The organism is Gammaproteobacteria bacterium (assembly GCA_013817245.1).
Taxonomy (GTDB): Bacteria; Pseudomonadota; Gammaproteobacteria; order HTCC5015; family HTCC5015; genus JACDDA01.
This window is the reverse complement of record JACDDA010000001.1, coordinates 248,135-264,820: the sequence shown is the minus strand read 5'-3', so window position 1 is coordinate 264,820 and position 16,686 is coordinate 248,135. Positions and strand designations below refer to the sequence as shown.

Genomic DNA, 16,686 nt, shown 5'->3' with positions numbered 1-16,686 from the left:
AAACAAAGGGTTATATTGGCTGAAGTGGGTTGCTAACAAGTACACGTGAGCAGCCTAAGTCGATTCTAGTCTCGATCTTGCGCGGTGCAAACATATGGCTTTTGTTTTTAAAAATAAAATTATTTGGATAACGGGTGCTTCAGCCGGTATTGGTTCTGCGTTAGCGGTGCAGCTGAGTCAGAAAGGTGCGCGGTTAATTTTATCGGGACGAGATGAGCAGCGTCTGAAACGCGTAGTGCAAGTGTGTAGTAACCCTGAGCGGCATACCGTTTTGGCGTTTGATTTGGCTGATCCGATGAGTGTGCAGACTGCATTGACGCATGTGATTCAGCAATTTACGTATGTAGATGTATTAATTAATAATGCGGGCGTGAGTCAACGGGCGTTGGCCGCGGATACGCGCTCTAAAACCGATCGTGAGTTGATGGAAATTAACTTCTTCGCGCCGATTGCGTTAACCAAAGGTTTATTACCCATTATGCAAAAGCGCCGCCAGGGATATGTGGTTGCAGTTGCGAGTGTGATGGGCAAAGTTGCGACCCAATATCGCTCGACTTATTCAGCCTCTAAACATGCTTTGTTGGGTTTTATGAATAGTTTGCGTGCCGAAAATGCGGATAAAGGCATAGCGGTTACGGTAGTGTGTCCCGGTTTTGTAAGAACCGGCATGTCAGAAAAAGCGTTAACGGCTGATGGTGATCAACATGGTCATATGGATGAATCGACGGCGCAAGGTATTATGCCGCCAGAATGTGCCGCAGCGATTATTCGTGCCATGCAAAAACAACAACATGAAGTTTTAATTGCTAAAGGCAAACCATTATTTGCGTGGTATTTAAATCGCTTTAGTCCATCCTTAGCGAGAATGTTTGTACAACGTGTCAGAATCGACTGATCAATCATAAATCAGCGGTTCGTTTAAATATTTAAGCTGAAAATATTTCCGTTAAGAAATTTTGCGTACTTTGCCAAGCACGCTCCGCTGCGATTGAATTGTATTGCATCCCGTTTTGAGGTGCATTCGCTGCAGGATTAGTAAAAGCGTGTTGAGTATTGCTGTAAATATGTATTTGCCAATCGGCATTGGCGGTTTTTAATTCTTCGCTAAGTTGCATGACTTGTGATAATGGCGATAAGGGATCTTGATCGCCGTGTAATATTAATATTTTGGCCGTTGAATTAGTCGAAATATTTTGTGGCGCACTTAATAAGCCGTGTGTACAAATGACGCCGTCGACTGTCGCGCCACTGCGCGCTAAATCCAGCACACACATACCACCAAAACAATAACCCAATGCAGCCGTTTTATGCTCATCAACTTCAGCTTGTTGTTTTAGTGTACTGAGTGCGAGACTGATGCGACGCTGTAATAAACTGCGGTCGCTAATAAAAGGTTGCATCAAGGCAGCATTTTCGGCGGGCGATTGACCGCGAATATTTTTGCCGTACATATCTAGCGCAAAACCCACATAACCTAAGGCAGCAAGGGCTTCGGCCTTTTGGCAAAATAAAACATCACGACCGACCCACGCATGTGACACCAAGACACCTGGACGTGGTGTGTTATAGCGATCATCAAATGCAATATAAGCTTCGAGCAAAGTATCGCCATCATAATATTCGACGCTGCGGGTTTTGATAGCCATACTGAATTCCTTATGTGATTTTTATGTATTGTAGCGAGCGGACACATCTTGCTCCAAAAACTATTCTATAGTGGGTTATTTCTGTATCGGCTTTGCTACGGACTTTAGTTATTTTGACGCTGCCGTGGAAATGAAGAAAAAATCAGGAGAAATAATGACGCCGTTGGATGTGAGCTGCATTCCTGCCTTTACGGATAATTATTTGTGGCTACTCACGCAAGCGGGTAATTCACATGCAGTGGTGGTCGATCCAGGCGATGCGACCGTGATTCTAAGTGCACTGCAGGCTCGACGCTTACAGTTAAGCGCGATTTTGGTGACGCATCATCATCGTGATCATGTAGGCGGTATTTTGACTTTACTAGAGCACTATCCGCAGGCAGAAGTGTGGGGACCTTTTAATGAAAATATCCCGGGTCGCAGTCGAGCACTGAAAGGCGGCGAGCAATTATCATTGCCGGGTTTGCCGTTTAGGGTCGCGGTTTTGGCGGTTCCGGGGCATACCTTAGGACATATTGCCTATTTATTCTCGGCGGCCGCTGAAGTACCGCTGTTATTTGGGGGCGACACATTATTTGGAGGTGGTTGTGGTCGGCTTTTTGAGGGCAGCCCTGCGCAAATGCTGGCTTCCTTGACGCAAATTGCCGGATTGCCTGCTGATACCTTAGTTTATTGCGGTCATGAGTACACGGCGGTCAATCTGGCTTTTGCGCAGCATGTGGAACCCGATAATAAAAATCTGCAGCAACGAATTGAACGGGTGCAGGCATTACGGGCTCAAGGTTACGCCACCGTGCCGTTTACGCTGGGTGAAGAATGGGCAACTAACCCTTTTTTACGCGCGGATAGCGCGACCATACGGGCAAGCGCCGAGAAACACGCAGGGCAGCCGTTAACCACGATTTTGGATGTATTTACGCATTTGCGTCACTGGAAGAATCACTTCTGAGTCTTGACGAAGTAATTAGCTTTAAAACCTTAGAAAAAGACCGTTCTTAGTAGTTCCCCAGCAAGATTTGTATTATGCTACGCACCGCTTTACCCCAAACTTATTTTTTTTTGAACATGCTCAATGTGGGAGATTTACAATGAAATTCACTACTTTATTACAAGTATTAGCAGCAACCATGGTATTGGCTTTAGTTGGTTGTAACAAAGAATCAGCTGAAGCACCTGCTGAAGTTCCAGTTGTTGAAGCACCTGTAACTGTAGTAGCACCTGGTGAAGAAGCTGCTGTTACTACTGTTGACGGCGAAACTGCTCCTGTTGTTGAAGCACCTGCAACTGTAGTCGCTCCTGCTGCGTAAGTTTTAAATTTACTGCGGTAAGACTAAAAGCCAAGGCGCAAGCCTTGGCTTTTTTATTGGAATTTAAAAAATAGTGTGGGTGATACCGTACCAGCAGCGCGCTACAATGCCGCACCTATTCTGAGGAGTCTGCAATGGAGTTTTGGAGTCAATACGGTTTATTTGCTTTAAAAGCACTGACTTTTTTAGTGGTATTTATTGTCATGATTGTGGTGATTGTGGCGAGTCGTAGTCGGGATAAAGGCCGAGACGGCAGTATCGAAATTAAACATTTGAACGCGCGCTTTGATGATCTAGGTGACGCAATAAAATATGCCGTACTGGATAAAGCCGCGCTTAAAATTGAGCAAAAAATCGAACATAAAAAACACAAAGCGGAACAAAAAGAAACGGCTAAAGCCCTTAAACTTGCGAGCCAGGCAATAGATAAAGATAAAACCAAAACAGAAAGCGAACTTCAATCGCTGCGTAAACCTTGCGTATTTGTTTTAGATTTTGATGGTGATATACGTGCTAGTGCGGTTGAAGCGTTACGTGAAGAAATTTCCGCTTTGATAGCCGCAGCCGAAAAAAATGATGAAGTAGTGTTGCGCTTAGAAAGCCCGGGCGGCATGGTGCATGCGTATGGTTTAGCATCATCGCAATTACAACGTATTGTAAATCATGGTTTGCATTTGACGATTTGCGTGGACAAAGTAGCTGCAAGCGGCGGTTATATGATGGCGTGTTTAGGTCATCGTATTTTAGCAGCACCGTTTGCGATTTTGGGTTCGATCGGTGTGATGGCGCAATTACCCAATTTTAATCGCTTATTAAAGCGTTATGACGTCGATTATGAATTGTTTACGGCCGGTGATTACAAACGTACCGTCACTATGTTTGGCGAAAATACAGAAAAAGGTCGCAGCAAGTTTCAGCAAGAATTAAATGAAACTCATTTGTTATTTAAACAGTTTGTTTTGGAGCATCGTCCCCAATTAAATATCGAGCAGGTGGCTACCGGTGAAATCTGGTTTGGTTCGCAAGCGATCGCGCAAGGTTTGATCGACGAGTTAATGACCAGTGATGAATATATTCAAAAACGTTGTGCTACTGCAGAAGTTTATGCGGTGAGTTATGAAATTAAAAAATCTTTCAGTGACCGTTTAAGTTTAAGCCTACAAACGGCGGCGGATGGTTTATTAATGAAATGGTTGGAGCGTGGTTCAAGCCGCGTTGATTATCAATAATTGAACAGGGAAAGTCCTGAAATCCATCCCTAACACCGAAGTATTAGGGATGTGGGAGGATTTCAGGTTTCCTGGGAGACACGGTTAACAGGGCGGTTGAAAAAAAGCACCGAACCTTATGGAATCGACACGTGTGGCGCTGCCAATTCCTTAAAAACAAATTGACTATAATCACTCGTCCTAACTCAATTTAATCTAGCCTAACTTAGTGGCGTAGCTCGCGTGGCGGCACAACACTGAGTTATCTATACACAGCAAATTTCTTGCCAATATCTACAACCCCTTTGTGCCTTGATTTTGTTGATGTTCTGCTTGTTATGCCTATCAGCGCTTTCCTAGAATCTGTCAGGTCCGTGGAAATTTCGTCACTTGGATGATTCATGGGGTAATTCACCGGGGTTATTATTTTGACGGATAGAGAAATATTCTTGATGATGGGTGCTGGTTGTTAAGCATGTTATAAAACCTCAGGCCGAATTTTCTAATCGCCATTGGGATTATTGGGGAGTTAGTGTAATGCAGAAAATAAAAATGATTTGTGGGATAGTGTTGATCAGTCTTTGTGTGATCAATCCCGCCGTTGCCGCAGTGCAATTAACGGCTGCTAAAAGTGCCAAATTACAAAAAGCCCATGAAGTCGCACTGCGGGTTCGTGATAAAACAGGCGATGTATCGGCGGCTATTAGTACTTTACAAGAAGCCGGAATTGCAGATGTATTAACGGTAATACCACCGGCTTATGAACCGGCGGCTTATCAGAAATTACTCCACGATTATGCCTATATGTTATTGCAGCGCGATGATCGATATTTAGAGGCTGCTGATTTATTTAAAAGAGTCATCCTTTTAAATCCAGAATACCACACTGCCTATTTAGGTTTGGGTGATGTTTATTATAAAGCAGAGCTCAAAAAACCGAATCCTCAAAACCGCGTAGCGTATACACAAGCGTATCAGCAATATGCAGCGTTAGTTCGTAAGAAAAAAATCAAAACCGTACTGCCACTGCGAGTGGCAGCTAGTATTTATGGTGCGGCGGTTAACGATGTTTGTGATATGAGTAAATATTTAATTCATAATAATTTAAATTATGATTTTGAAAATTTATTCGATCCTGTTTTAAAAACAGAAGCGGTACCTGCAAAAAGCTTAGTAGGCGTCGTAAAGCACCCTATGTTTCATAATATGCTAGAAAAAGCCCAAGGCTCTATTGCTTATAGCCGAATTGATTTGGATAACGATGGCTCTTTAGAAGAGCATTATGCGAGTCGTTCATCTGTTGATAACTGCAAACGTCATGTATTCGTAAAAATAGCTAATGATGTTAGCAGTGTTTTAAATAATGCTTTGTTAGATCGTTATATGCAGCCAGGACAGTTATGTGGCGAGGCTGATTTGCAATTATTGCGCTTTAATGACCGAAATTATTTGCTAGAGAAAATCCCCGATGCGCGGCGCTCGTATGTTATTAAGATTTATGATTTCAAAAAAGATGGTGGTTATCAACAGCGTTGTGAAGTTGCGCCGCAAACAAGTGTAGAGTTACAAGTCTCTACTGATTGTAACGCAGCGGTTTGTAATAGTTTGTTGTCTGGCATTGATGCAGCGGTACAAAAGCAGGGCCAAGTAGGCGATGAAAAAGAAGTCGCGGATGCGGGTACTTTGCGTTTTGCAGTGCCACAAAATCAAATGTCCTTATACGAGCCTTATATACAAAGTCCTTTTTTGTATAAGGCAGACATTGATAATGATGGTAAAGATGAAATCATTGCGCGGCTTTGGCAAGAAACAGCGCAAGGAAAACGTTATAGCTATCGTTTATTTAAGCAAAATCCACAACAACTTTGGCAGCCGTATGTATTTCCTGTTATAGCGGGGGATGAAGGCATTAAAGCTGATGAGTGGTTTTTTGTGCATAGCGAAACTGGACAGCAATATATAGTGACCTATGGCGTATTCCAGTATCCGGAAACAGGCCAGCGTGAATATCGTTTACGTGTGTATTGGCTAACGCCGAATGGTAATCAATATTTAGGCACGGTGAAGACACGTAAATAATAATAAATGAATATAAAAAATGGCCGGTTACCCCGGCCATTTTTTATTTACTCTCGGTTATTAATTAACCACAGGCGGTTGGTGATTAAGAGGATGCGTGCCGAGCGCATCATACGCAAAGTCATCAACCGCGATAATGTTTTCCATAATGCGCTGGTCGTAATCTTTTAATTGCTGCGCTTCTTGATTGTTAATCACTCCTGCTGTTTGTGCTGCCGTAATTTGACCGGCACCTGCAAGATTGGTGATCGTGCCATTTTTAACCGCATCACGAATTTTTTTATGCAGGCCAACTAATGCCTCCGTTTCAATCAGTAAGTTATTTAATTCACCTACTGGATTATTTGGATTTGCGGTTGCGTACATACCGTGTGTAAGTCGATCACGCGACGCGCTAGTTTTGGTAATTAATTCCGCAACGCTAATACTTAAACGATCCAGCGGCAACGTTTGACGACGACCTAACGGGAAGGCGAGCCAACGTAATTTCCAAACAAGAGGTCTAAATACCGGCAAATTTAATAATAGTTGATCTAATTGCTCTTCAAATTGATACAGCAAATGATCGCAAGCCCAACGTACAATCGGTAGGTCTTCTTGATGCGAGCCTTGGTCAGCATAATGTTTTAAAACCATGGATGTCAGATACAAGCTGCTCAACATATCGCCTAAGCGCGCAGATAACATCTCACGAAATTTCAGTGAACCACCGAGCAAGCCCATGCACATATCTGCTGTTAGTGCAAAAACCGCAGAGTAGCGTTCAAGTTTTTGATAATAACGACGGGTCGCATCACTAAAAGGTACTTGTGCAAGACGAGCATTCGTTAAACCAAGCGCGAGCGCGCGTACACCATTGCTGAAAACACCGCCAACATGTGCAATTAAGCATTCATCGAAATTACGTAAACCTTCCGCACCGCCCATTTGGAAAGCTTGCATCTCTTTGAATATATAAGGATGACAACGAATGGCGCCTTGACCAAAAATAATTAAACTGCGCGTTAAAATATTCGCACCTTCGACGGTGATGGCAACAGGAATAATTTCATAGCCCCAACTTAAATAATTTTTTGGACCTTTCATTGCACCTTTGCCACCGTGAATATCCATGGCATGGTTACAAATTTTGCGGCCAAGTTCGGTGCAATGATATTTTAAAATAGCCGATGGCACGGAAGGTTCTGCACCATGTGCAATCGCGGTGGTAGTACAAGAAACAGCTGCATCAATAATATAGGTGTACGCTGCCATTGTCGCCAATGCTTCTTGCACACCTTCAAATTTTGCAATCGGTACATTAAATTGTTGACGAATGCGTGTGTAAGCACCCGTCGCGGCAACGGCGCGTTTGGAGCCGGATAACGCTAACGACGGTAATGACACGGATCGACCTACCGATAAACATTCCACCAACATGCGCCAGCCTTTGCCTGCCATGTTCATGCCACCAATAATATAATCGAGTGGAATAAATACATCATGACCGTGAATAGGTCCGTTTAAAAATGGCGCACCCACCGGAAAATGACGACGACCAATGTCGATGCCGGGCGTTTTACGTGGAATAAGTGCGCACGTAATGCCATAACTTTCTTGTGCGCCCACTAAATGTTCTGGATCATATAATTTAAATGCTAAACCAATCACAGTCGCAACGGGTGCGAGTGTTATGTAGCGTTTACTAAAATTTAATTTAACGCCGATAATTTCTTTGCCTTCAAACATCCCTTTGCAAATCACACCTGTATCAGTGATTGCGCTTGCATCCGAACCCGCTCGCGGTGAAGTTAAACCAAAACAAGGTATTTCTTGACCAATTGATAAGCGCGGTAGGTAATGATCTTTTTGAGCTTGGGTGCCATATTTCATTAACAATTCTCCCGGCCCTAACGAGTTAGGTACGGTGATGTAATTACCGGCGATATAATTTACGTTGGCGACTTTAGTTAAGACGCGTGATTGTGCGTACGCAGAAAATTCTAAACCGCCGTAACTTTTGGGAATAATCATCGCTAGAAATTTATTCTTATGAATAAATTCGTAAACATCTTTCGGTAAATCGGCGTACTCATAGCTGAATTGCCAATCATTGAGCATGCTGCATAACTGTTCAACTGGGCCATCTAAAAATGCTTGTTCATCAGGGCGTAAATTAGGCGAGGGTGCATTTTTTAAACGCAACCAATTCGGTTTGCCGCTGAATAACTCACCTTCAAACCAAACGCTACCTGCTTCTAAAGCTTCACGTTCGGTATTGGACATATGCGGCATGGCTTTTTTAAGAATATGAAAAGCGGGTCGACTGAGTAGCTGGCGACGTAGCGGTGTAATACTAAGGAATATAAAAAAGGCTGCGGTAATAAATAGTATGACAGCAAGCACGTCGAAGCGTTGACCACTAATAAAGTAACTCGCGGCTAAGGCAACAAATATCGCAGTATTCAATTTTAATGGACTGCGCCAGTAAGCTAATCCCAAGATTAGGCCAATAAAAAGCAACCACCACGTGACGAGAATCATGACAATATTCCTTAATTCATTATGAAGCTATTAATTGCGAAAGGTTTGCAACAGTGTGTCGGCGACCGTTACTCGGAAAACTTTACCTGCTTCTGCAGTATATTGCCATATTCTATTTATAACTAAAGCATAGGAAAGATTCGCCGTTATCAGTATTACTTTAATCGCACACGACGCAAACGCACATTTTAGGAAGGCTAGGCAAAAGTCGTGCAGATTAAGGTCAAAGATCATAACTTTTTGGTCAGCTTAGCGCTTAAAGGAAATCTTAGTGTCGCCGATAAGCTCGCATAGACCACAGTTAGACAATCTTATCCACCAGGCAGGGACGCCAAAGCAGCATGGACGACAAGCAAACAATCAGAGTTTTGCATCTTGAAGATACGCGGATGGATCAAATATTGATTCGTAGCTATCTGCAAAATTCCGTATTGCATAATTATATTGTTACCACCATGGATAATCTTAAAGATGCCTGTGCTGATACGGCTGACTATGAAGTCATGTTAGTGGATTTATCGTTGGTTGATTCTGATGGCATGGAAACTATTCAACGTTTACGCGCAAGATTCAAACATAGGCCAATGGTAGTGTTAACCGCTGCCGACAGCGAAGCAATCGGCGTTGAAGCAATTAATACTGGCGCGCAAGACTATCTTATAAAAAGCGCCGTGAGTCCGGATTTATTGTCACGCGTTTTAGTGTCAGCGATTGGTCGTAAACGTTCTGAAGATGAATTGGTAATATCGCAAGAGCGCTTAGGTTATGCCATGCAAGGCAGCGGTGATGGCGTTATTGACTGGAATTTAATCACAAACGCTACATATCACAGTCGTCCGTGGCAAATCCTTTTGGGTTATGCAGAAGGTGAAATGGGCAATGCCTATGAAGATTGGTTAAATTCGGTTAACGAGCAAGATCGACCGCTTGTTGCTGAAAGATTGCAAGGACATTTAGAGGGTCGCTTGCCATCTTATGAAGTTGATTTTCGAATGAAGCATAAAAATGGCTCAGTTGTGTGGATGTCGGTACGTGGCCGCGTGGTGGAATATACGGAAGATAACAAACCTGCGCGATTAGTGGGTGTGCATAGCGAAATAACAGAACGTAAAGAACACGAACAAATTTATAAAACGCTTTATGAGGTAACCACCGACCCTAATTTTACGACAGATGAAAAAATTCAAAAAATAATTGAACAGGCGTGTTTATTTATGAATACGCCGATAGCCGTAGTCGGAAAAGTAACCGGCACTATTTATGAGGTGGTATATGCTTTAACCGAGGATGGTGTAAAAATAGGGGATCGGCGCAATTTAGAAGATACGTATAATTATAATACTTTAAAAGATAACGATATTAAGATGTATCACAATGTAGCCGAAACCGAAATTGCGGACAAACCCTGTTATAAAAAATTTCCGTTCAACACGTACTTGGCATCACCGCTGATTGTTAATGAAAAACGTTATGGAACTTTAGGCTTCTTTGATGTTAAAGCGAGAAACAGACCTTTTAATGCGGAAGAAAAAAACTTTGTACGCATGGTTACTCAATGGATCGGTCATCACTTATCTCACCAAGAATTTTTAGCGGCGCAAAAAAGTTTAGAGCAATCACAAAAACTAGAATCAATAGGTCAATTGGCTGCAGGTGTGGCGCACGAAATTAATACGCCAATTCAATTTGTTGGCGACAATATCCAGTTTTTGCGAGATGGCATTACTGATGTGCAAAAATTATTGAGTGTTTATGATGATTTAATGGGCAGCTCAAATCAGGATTTTGTAAGTAATAGTTTTTCCAATGCGGTAGTGGAAACCAAAAAGAAAATAGATTTAGAGTATTTGTTAGAAGAAATGCCAAAAGCTGCTGAGCAAGCCTTAGAAGGGGTCAGTCGGGTAAGTGAAATAGTAAAAGCAATGAAGCAGTTCTCGCATCCAGGCTCAGGTGAAAAAGAATTCGTTGATTTGAATCAATGTATAGAAAACACCATCGTCGTTTCGCGAAATGAATGGAAATACGTGGCTGATCTTGAAACGCATCTTGATCCGGCATTACCTAAAGTTAAATGTTTCCCCGGCGAGTTTAATCAAACCATATTAAACATGATCGTGAATGCAGCGCATGCTGTTAGTGATGTGAATAAAGCGACTGGCCGCGAGCGCGGCACTATTACTATTACTACGCATGCGTTGGATGCTGAATATATTGAAGTCTTGGTTGTAGACACTGGCGCCGGCATTTCCGCTGATAATTTAACGAAAGTTTTTGATCCGTTTTTTACCACCAAAGAAGTAGGTAAGGGTACGGGTCAAGGTTTGGCCATCGCCTACTCCGTTATTGTAGATAAACATGCTGGTCGCTTAAGTGTCGAAAGTGTGGTTGGGCAAGGTACTACTTTCCATATTGTGTTACCTATTAATTCTGCTGATCCGATAGAAAAATAAAGAAGCTCATATGAAAAAACGCGTGTTATTCGTAGATGATGAAGAAAATATTCTAAGCGGCTTGCAACGTATGCTGCGACCTTATCGTGAAGAATGGGATATTGAATTTGCTTCATCTGGGCAAGAAGCATTAGCTAAATTAGCGCAAAGTAATTTTGATTGTATTGTGTCAGATATGCGCATGCCCGGTATGAATGGCGCCGTATTATTAGAAGAAGTTCATAAGCGTTCTCCTAATATGGTGCGATTTATTTTATCTGGTCATGCTGATATGGAACCCATTATGCAAGCCTTGCCGGTGACGCATCAATTTTTGGCGAAACCCTGTGCACCCGAAAAACTGGTTGAAGCTATTCGGCGTGCATGTGATCTGCACAATATGATTGAAGATGCAGGCTTGCGGAAAATTGTCGGTACAGTAGAAGCCTTGCCCGCAAGACCGATGATCTATGCAGAAATTGCACGTCAATTAGCTGATCCGAATTGTGAAATAGAAGTCATCGCAAATGTTATAGAACAAGACATTGCCATTACCACTAAGCTACTTAAAGTAGTTAATAGTGCATTTTTTGGTTTGCCTCGTAATATTTCTGATGTGCAAGAAGCAGTTTCATATCTAGGCTTAGGCACTGTTAAAAGTTTAGTGTTATCTGAAGAAATGGCTAAATGTTTTTCGATTGGTAATAAAGTGCCGGGTTTTTCGATTGATTACGAACAAATCTTAGGTGTGCAAGTTGCCAATGTTGCTAAAAAATTAATTAAAGAGAAAAAACCATCTGAAGATGCGTTTATGGCGGGCATGTTGCATCGTGTAGGTCGTTTGATCTTAGCGCAGCATGCGCCCGATAAATTAATCGAAATTCAAAAATTAGAAACACAAAACCAGCAACGCGATGCAGCGGAGATTGCTGTATTAGGCAATCGTAGCGGGCATGTAGGCGCGTATTTATTGGGTTTGTGGGGCTTGCCTTATCCGGTAGTGGAAGGTGTTGCTCATCAATGTTGTCCTTGGGAAGTTACGCATGAAGGTTTTCAAGTGTTAGATGCCTTGTATGTTGCAATCTGTTTGGTGGGCGATAAAAACGGCGCGCCAATTAAATTGGATGAAGGGTATTTGGATAAATTAGGTGTGAAAAATAAATTACCAGAATGGCGTGAGATTGCAGCGAAAGTAATGGGTGGCGAATCATGAGTGAAGTAGAGTTAGCTAAAATATTATGTGTTGATGATGAGCCTAATGTATTGGCTGGTTTAAAGCGCCAGTTGCGTAATAAGTTTGATGTGCACACTGCAGAAAGCGGCGCAGAAGGATTAAAGTTGCTGCGCGAGAACGGCCCTTTTCCGGTGGTTGTGTCAGATATGCGTATGCCGCAAATGAATGGTGCAGAATTCTTATCTAAAGTGCGACAACATTTTCCTCATACCGTGCGGATATTATTGACCGGACAATCTGATATGGAATCAGCGGTGTCAGCGGTTAACGAAGGACAAATTTTTCGTTTCTTAACTAAGCCTTGCCCCCCAGAATTTTTTCTAGAAGTGTTAACTACTGCTGTTGAACAAAATCGCTTAGCCACGGTTGAAAAAGAATTATTGGAAAAAACCTTATTTGGTAGCGTTAAAGTTTTAACCGATGTTTTAAGTTTGGTAAATCCCGCTGCCTTTAGTCGTAGTTCTAGAATTCGTCATTATGTTCGACATGGCATGAACAAACTAGACGTTAAAAATAAATGGCAGTTTGAATTAGCCGCCATGTTGTCGCAGTTGGGTTGCGTCACTATGCCGGCAGATATTTTAGCCAAGGTTTACGCTGATCAAGCACTGAGTCCGCAAGAGCGAGAAAGTTATGCGGGACATCCTGCGGTTGCGCATGATTTAATTATTAAAATACCGCGTTTAAAAGCGGTGGCTAGTATGATTAAAAATCAAGCCGACAATGTGGGAGCGCATGAAAATACGCCACTAGAAAAATTAGATGCAGTTGTATTGGGCGCGCAATTGTTGAAATTATCTGAAATATTAGATGCCAGCGAAGTGCGGGGCAAATCTATTCAAACCACGTTGAACGAATTAAAAAGTAAAGCCAGCATTTATCATCCTGCTTTAGTGGCTTTGTATGCAGATGTTAAAGCCGCCGATGATACGGCAGGCATACGTAAAATGGTGACGGTAGGTGAATTAACGTTAAATATGACGACTGATGAAAATATTGTAACAACGAACGATGCTTTAGTAGTGCCGAAAGGCCAAGAAGTTACAGAAGCGATGTTGGCGCGTTTAAAAGTTATGGCAGCTAATAACGTGATTAAGCAACCCTTTCGTGTCATTGTGCGATGAGAGCGTCGGTATGATAAGTACAGCTAGAATTTTATTAGTAGATGATGAGCCTATGGTGCTGCAGGCTTTGACGCGCCAGTTAAGAAAACATTTTACCGTGTTTTCCGCTGTCAGCGGCGCAGAAGGTTTAGCATTGTTGGCACGCGAAGGCGAAATGGATGTGATTGTGTCGGATATGCGGATGCCGCAAATGAGTGGGGCGGAATTTTTAACGGCTTGTCGTGTGTTATATCCAGAAACGCCTCGTGTATTGTTAACAGGTCATGCGGAAATTGAAGCGGCTATTGCGGTGGTAAATGAGGGGCAAATTTTTCGTTATCTAATGAAGCCTTGTGAAGAAAATGAATTGATCAATGCATTGGAAGCTGCAGTGACAAAACGTCAACAACGACTACAAGATATTGCGCAAATCCGTAATGCCCGTACGCAAGTAGATGCGGCTCAACATGCCACGGCAGCACATTATCAAGATAGTAATTTAGGTGTTACAAATTATGAAGGTTTTGCGATAGCGGTTAAGGATTTATTGCAAAAAACGCATGAGCATGGCGAACAGGCAAGTTTTATATTATTTACACCGAGCAATTTTAAGAAATTAAAAAATAGCGCAGCAGAATCTTTAGTGAATCGAGCTGTTAAACTGATGGTGGAATTAATTCGACATTTAAGTCCTCGTTCGGCACGGCTTTACAGTGTTGCTGAAGCGGAGATTGTGATTGTTTTGCCGAATACCGAAGTGCAGCAGGCAGTAGATTTTGCACGGCGTGTCAGTGAACAATTTAATGGCCTCGCTATAACCACGAATAATGGCGCGCAGCTAGTAGGTTTAGGGTTTGGAGTAGTGGATATACATTCGATTGAAGTTGTTGCCACTGCAGCCGATATCTTAGAAAGCTTGCACCAAGATGAACAAACACGTGAAATGTTACGTGCAAATCAATTGGATTAAATGTTAATGAAAAGTTTTTGGGAATGGTGATGCAAGCGTCGCAAGGAGGCGACAACGGGCCCTGCGGGGCCCGTTGATTTTTAGGCGCCGATAAACTTTCGGCAAATTCCTAGTAAATTTCGGTCAAATTCATTATCGGAAAATACGAGCTAAATATTCCCCGTGTTGCTCGAAACCCGTTAAAATGCGGCCTCTTGCTCGTTATTATACGGTGATCTTTATGTCGGTTTTACCTATGCATGTACAAGCTTTATTTAAACCCATTGGGTTTATTGCAGTTTGTACCACGATTTTGGCGGGCTGCATCAACACCGGTCAATTAGCAGATGGTTTTGCTAACAGCATGTTGGCGCAACGAGATCCTGTTTTAGTACGCGATGGTGCGCCAGCTTATTTATTGTTGATTGATGGGTTAATTCATAACGATCCGCAAAATAGTGATACTTTGTTAGCGGGTTCGCGTTTATACGGTGCGTATGCTGGGTCATTTGTCGATGATCCCTTGCGCGCACAAATCATGGCTCACAAAGCGCGGGACTATGCACAACGCGCTTTATGTATTGAGCAAAAAGAATTCTGTAAATCGTTGAATGCGCCATTGCCTGAATATCAAATGGCACTCACCTTATTAAATAAAAAATCCTTGCCGAGTTTATATGCACATGCAACCGCATGGGCAGGTTGGATTCAAGCAAACACCGGCGATTGGCAAGCTTTGATTGATTTGCCGAAGGTTGAAGCGAGTTTTCAGCGCATTGTTGAACTTGACGACGAATATGATCATGGCCAACCTTATTTATATTTAGGCGTATTGGCGAGCGCAAGACCGGCTATGTTAGGTGGCAATCCTGAGCAGGGTCGAATTTATTTCGAAAAAGTCATCACACTTTCACAAAATCGTAATTTAATGGCCAAAACACTGTATGCGAAGTTTTACGCACGCGGTGTATTTGATCAGGCTTTGCATGATCGTTTGTTGAATGAGGTTATTGCTGCTAATCCAGAAGCGCCGGGCTTTACTTTGATGAATGTTCTCGCGCAACAGCAAGCTAAAGTGCTGCTGGACGAGTCAGCTAATTATTTTTAATCAGCTATTATTTCGGTAATAGTGTGTTGGTTTTTTCAAGCGATAAAAAAGCGAGAATAAAAAATGTTTAAAAAAATAAATATGTTGCTATTAGCATTCAGCGTATTGTCCAGCCTTGTATCGTTTGATGTATTAGCGCAAGGACAAGTACTGAAGATGGCCACGGTCGCACCTGAAGGCACAACGTGGGTGCGTGAAATGCGCGTCGGTGCGGAAGCCGTGGCTAAGGAAACACAAAATCGCGTTACGTTTAAATTTTATGCGGGCGGGGTTATGGGAAATGATCAAGCCGTATTACGTAAAATTAAATTAGGCCAATTACATGGTGGCGCAGTAACGTCGGGCGCATTGACAGATGTTTATGATGGTGCGGCTTTATACAGCGTGCCGTTTCAAATGCGTAATATGCAAGAAATAACCCAAATTCGTAAAACATTAGATGTGAAAATAGAAGCGGGTTTACTTAAGCAAGGTTTTGTGACTTTGGGTACAAGTGATGGTGGCTTCGCCTATTTATTTTCGCAGCATCCGGTGCGTAGCAAAGCGGATTTAGCAGGTCGAAAAGTGTGGGCGCCTCAAGGCGATGAAATTGCCCGCGCAGTATTAGAAAAAGTCGGCGTTACACCCGTGTTGTTACCTATTTCGGATGCGTACACTGCACTGCAAACAGGTTTGGCTGATACTATTATTGCAACACCTACTGGCATGATCGCGTTTCAATGGCATACGCGAGTTAAATATTTTATTAATGACCCCGTTGCTTTTACAGCGGGTATGATTGTTTTAGATCAGCGTGTATTTAATAAATTGTCGGCAACAGATCAAGCGATTGTAAAAAAACATATGTCGGCGGCATTTCAACGTTTGAATAAAATCAATTCTGCGGAGGATGCAAATGCCTTAGCCGCATTAGCTAAAAATGGTATCGTCACTATTAACCCTGATCAAGAAGTCCGTAATCATTGGTATCATGCTGCAGACACTGTCTTGGCTGATTTTTCGGCCCGCGGTTTGCTGAATGCCGCACTGTATAACGACATGCGAAAGACCCTCAATAATTTCCGCAAACAATAATTATTGATCATCTTATTTATGTATTT

General features: G+C 42.5%; 13 protein-coding genes. 11 read left to right on the top strand and 2 right to left on the bottom strand.

What is annotated here, in order from left to right; translation table 11 throughout:
• The first annotated feature begins 94 nt into the window (after positions 1–94).
• Entirely contained in the window at positions 95–895 is an 801-nt protein-coding gene (locus H0W44_01350; protein MBA3581077.1) for an SDR family oxidoreductase, read from the top strand.
• A gap of 31 nt (positions 896–926) precedes the next feature.
• On the opposite strand, the gene H0W44_01345 is transcribed toward H0W44_01350, so the two are convergent.
• Complete coding sequence (locus H0W44_01345) at positions 927–1,646, bottom strand: dienelactone hydrolase family protein (GenBank protein MBA3581076.1); 720 nt, start codon at positions 1,644–1,646, stop codon at positions 927–929.
• A gap of 154 nt (positions 1,647–1,800) precedes the next feature.
• On the opposite strand from H0W44_01345, the gene gloB reads away from it, so the two are divergent.
• The 4 genes from gloB (at position 1,801) to H0W44_01325 (ending at position 6,240) form a co-directional block, all read left to right on the top strand.
• Entirely contained in the window at positions 1,801–2,595 is a 795-nt protein-coding gene (gloB, locus tag H0W44_01340) for a hydroxyacylglutathione hydrolase (protein ID MBA3581075.1), read from the top strand.
• A 139-nt stretch (positions 2,596–2,734) separates the two neighbouring features.
• Positions 2,735–2,953, top strand: a complete 219-nt coding sequence (locus tag H0W44_01335) for a hypothetical protein (GenBank protein MBA3581074.1) — start codon at positions 2,735–2,737, stop codon at positions 2,951–2,953.
• 134 nt (positions 2,954–3,087) lie between these two features.
• A complete protein-coding gene (sohB, locus tag H0W44_01330) occupies positions 3,088–4,182 on the top strand; it encodes a protease SohB (GenBank protein ID MBA3581073.1) in 1,095 nt (364 codons plus the stop codon).
• 516 nt (positions 4,183–4,698) lie between these two features.
• Positions 4,699–6,240: a hypothetical protein gene (locus H0W44_01325; GenBank protein MBA3581072.1), complete on the top strand. Its 1,542-nt coding sequence runs from the start codon at positions 4,699–4,701 to the stop codon at positions 6,238–6,240.
• Positions 6,241–6,300: 60 nt separating this feature from the next.
• Here the strand turns inward: H0W44_01325 and H0W44_01320 are convergent, their stop codons facing one another.
• Positions 6,301–8,763 (bottom strand): acyl-CoA dehydrogenase, encoded by a 2,463-nt coding sequence (locus H0W44_01320; protein ID MBA3581071.1) that lies wholly within the window; start codon positions 8,761–8,763, stop codon positions 6,301–6,303.
• Positions 8,764–9,104: 341 nt separating this feature from the next.
• Between H0W44_01320 and H0W44_01315 the strand changes: the two genes are divergently transcribed.
• The 6 genes from H0W44_01315 (at position 9,105) to dctP (ending at position 16,660) form a co-directional block, all read left to right on the top strand.
• The gene (locus tag H0W44_01315) at positions 9,105–11,213 is read left to right on the top strand and encodes a PAS domain-containing protein (GenBank protein ID MBA3581070.1); all 2,109 of its coding nucleotides are present in this window, start codon (positions 9,105–9,107) and stop codon (positions 11,211–11,213) included.
• 10 nt (positions 11,214–11,223) lie between these two features.
• Complete coding sequence (locus H0W44_01310) at positions 11,224–12,405, top strand: HDOD domain-containing protein (GenBank protein MBA3581069.1); 1,182 nt, start codon at positions 11,224–11,226, stop codon at positions 12,403–12,405.
• On the top strand, positions 12,402–13,550 hold the full coding sequence (locus tag H0W44_01305; protein MBA3581068.1) for a response regulator: 1,149 nt from the start codon (positions 12,402–12,404) through the stop codon (positions 13,548–13,550). Before H0W44_01310 ends, H0W44_01305 begins: the two co-directional genes overlap by 4 nt.
• Before the next feature lie 10 nt (positions 13,551–13,560).
• Positions 13,561–14,499: a response regulator gene (locus H0W44_01300; protein MBA3581067.1), complete on the top strand. Its 939-nt coding sequence runs from the start codon at positions 13,561–13,563 to the stop codon at positions 14,497–14,499.
• A gap of 235 nt (positions 14,500–14,734) precedes the next feature.
• Positions 14,735–15,586 carry a hypothetical protein gene (locus H0W44_01295; protein ID MBA3581066.1) on the top strand — a complete coding sequence of 284 codons (852 nt, stop codon included), beginning with the start codon at positions 14,735–14,737 and terminating at the stop codon, positions 15,584–15,586.
• Between the two features lie 63 nt (positions 15,587–15,649).
• Positions 15,650–16,660: a TRAP transporter substrate-binding protein DctP gene (gene dctP / locus H0W44_01290; protein ID MBA3581065.1), complete on the top strand. Its 1,011-nt coding sequence runs from the start codon at positions 15,650–15,652 to the stop codon at positions 16,658–16,660.
• The last annotated feature ends 26 nt before the right edge of the window (positions 16,661–16,686 follow it).

Bases quoted from the DNA above. Each gene is read 5' to 3' on its own strand.
- dctP (MBA3581065.1), top strand. From the start codon at position 15,650: ATGTTTAAAAAAATAAATATGTTGCTATTAGCATTCAGCGTATTGTCC.
- H0W44_01320 (MBA3581071.1), bottom strand. From the start codon at position 8,763: ATGATTCTCGTCACGTGGTGGTTGCTTTTTATTGGCCTAATCTTGGGA.
- H0W44_01325 (MBA3581072.1), top strand. From the start codon at position 4,699: ATGCAGAAAATAAAAATGATTTGTGGGATAGTGTTGATCAGTCTTTGT.
- sohB (MBA3581073.1), top strand. From the start codon at position 3,088: ATGGAGTTTTGGAGTCAATACGGTTTATTTGCTTTAAAAGCACTGACT.
- H0W44_01305 (MBA3581068.1), top strand. From the start codon at position 12,402: ATGAGTGAAGTAGAGTTAGCTAAAATATTATGTGTTGATGATGAGCCT.
- gloB (MBA3581075.1), top strand. From the start codon at position 1,801: ATGACGCCGTTGGATGTGAGCTGCATTCCTGCCTTTACGGATAATTAT.
- H0W44_01345 (MBA3581076.1), bottom strand. From the start codon at position 1,646: ATGGCTATCAAAACCCGCAGCGTCGAATATTATGATGGCGATACTTTG.
- H0W44_01315 (MBA3581070.1), top strand. From the start codon at position 9,105: ATGGACGACAAGCAAACAATCAGAGTTTTGCATCTTGAAGATACGCGG.
- H0W44_01300 (MBA3581067.1), top strand. From the start codon at position 13,561: ATGATAAGTACAGCTAGAATTTTATTAGTAGATGATGAGCCTATGGTG.
- H0W44_01295 (MBA3581066.1), top strand. From the start codon at position 14,735: ATGCATGTACAAGCTTTATTTAAACCCATTGGGTTTATTGCAGTTTGT.
- H0W44_01350 (MBA3581077.1), top strand. From the start codon at position 95: ATGGCTTTTGTTTTTAAAAATAAAATTATTTGGATAACGGGTGCTTCA.
- H0W44_01310 (MBA3581069.1), top strand. From the start codon at position 11,224: ATGAAAAAACGCGTGTTATTCGTAGATGATGAAGAAAATATTCTAAGC.
- H0W44_01335 (MBA3581074.1), top strand. From the start codon at position 2,735: ATGAAATTCACTACTTTATTACAAGTATTAGCAGCAACCATGGTATTG.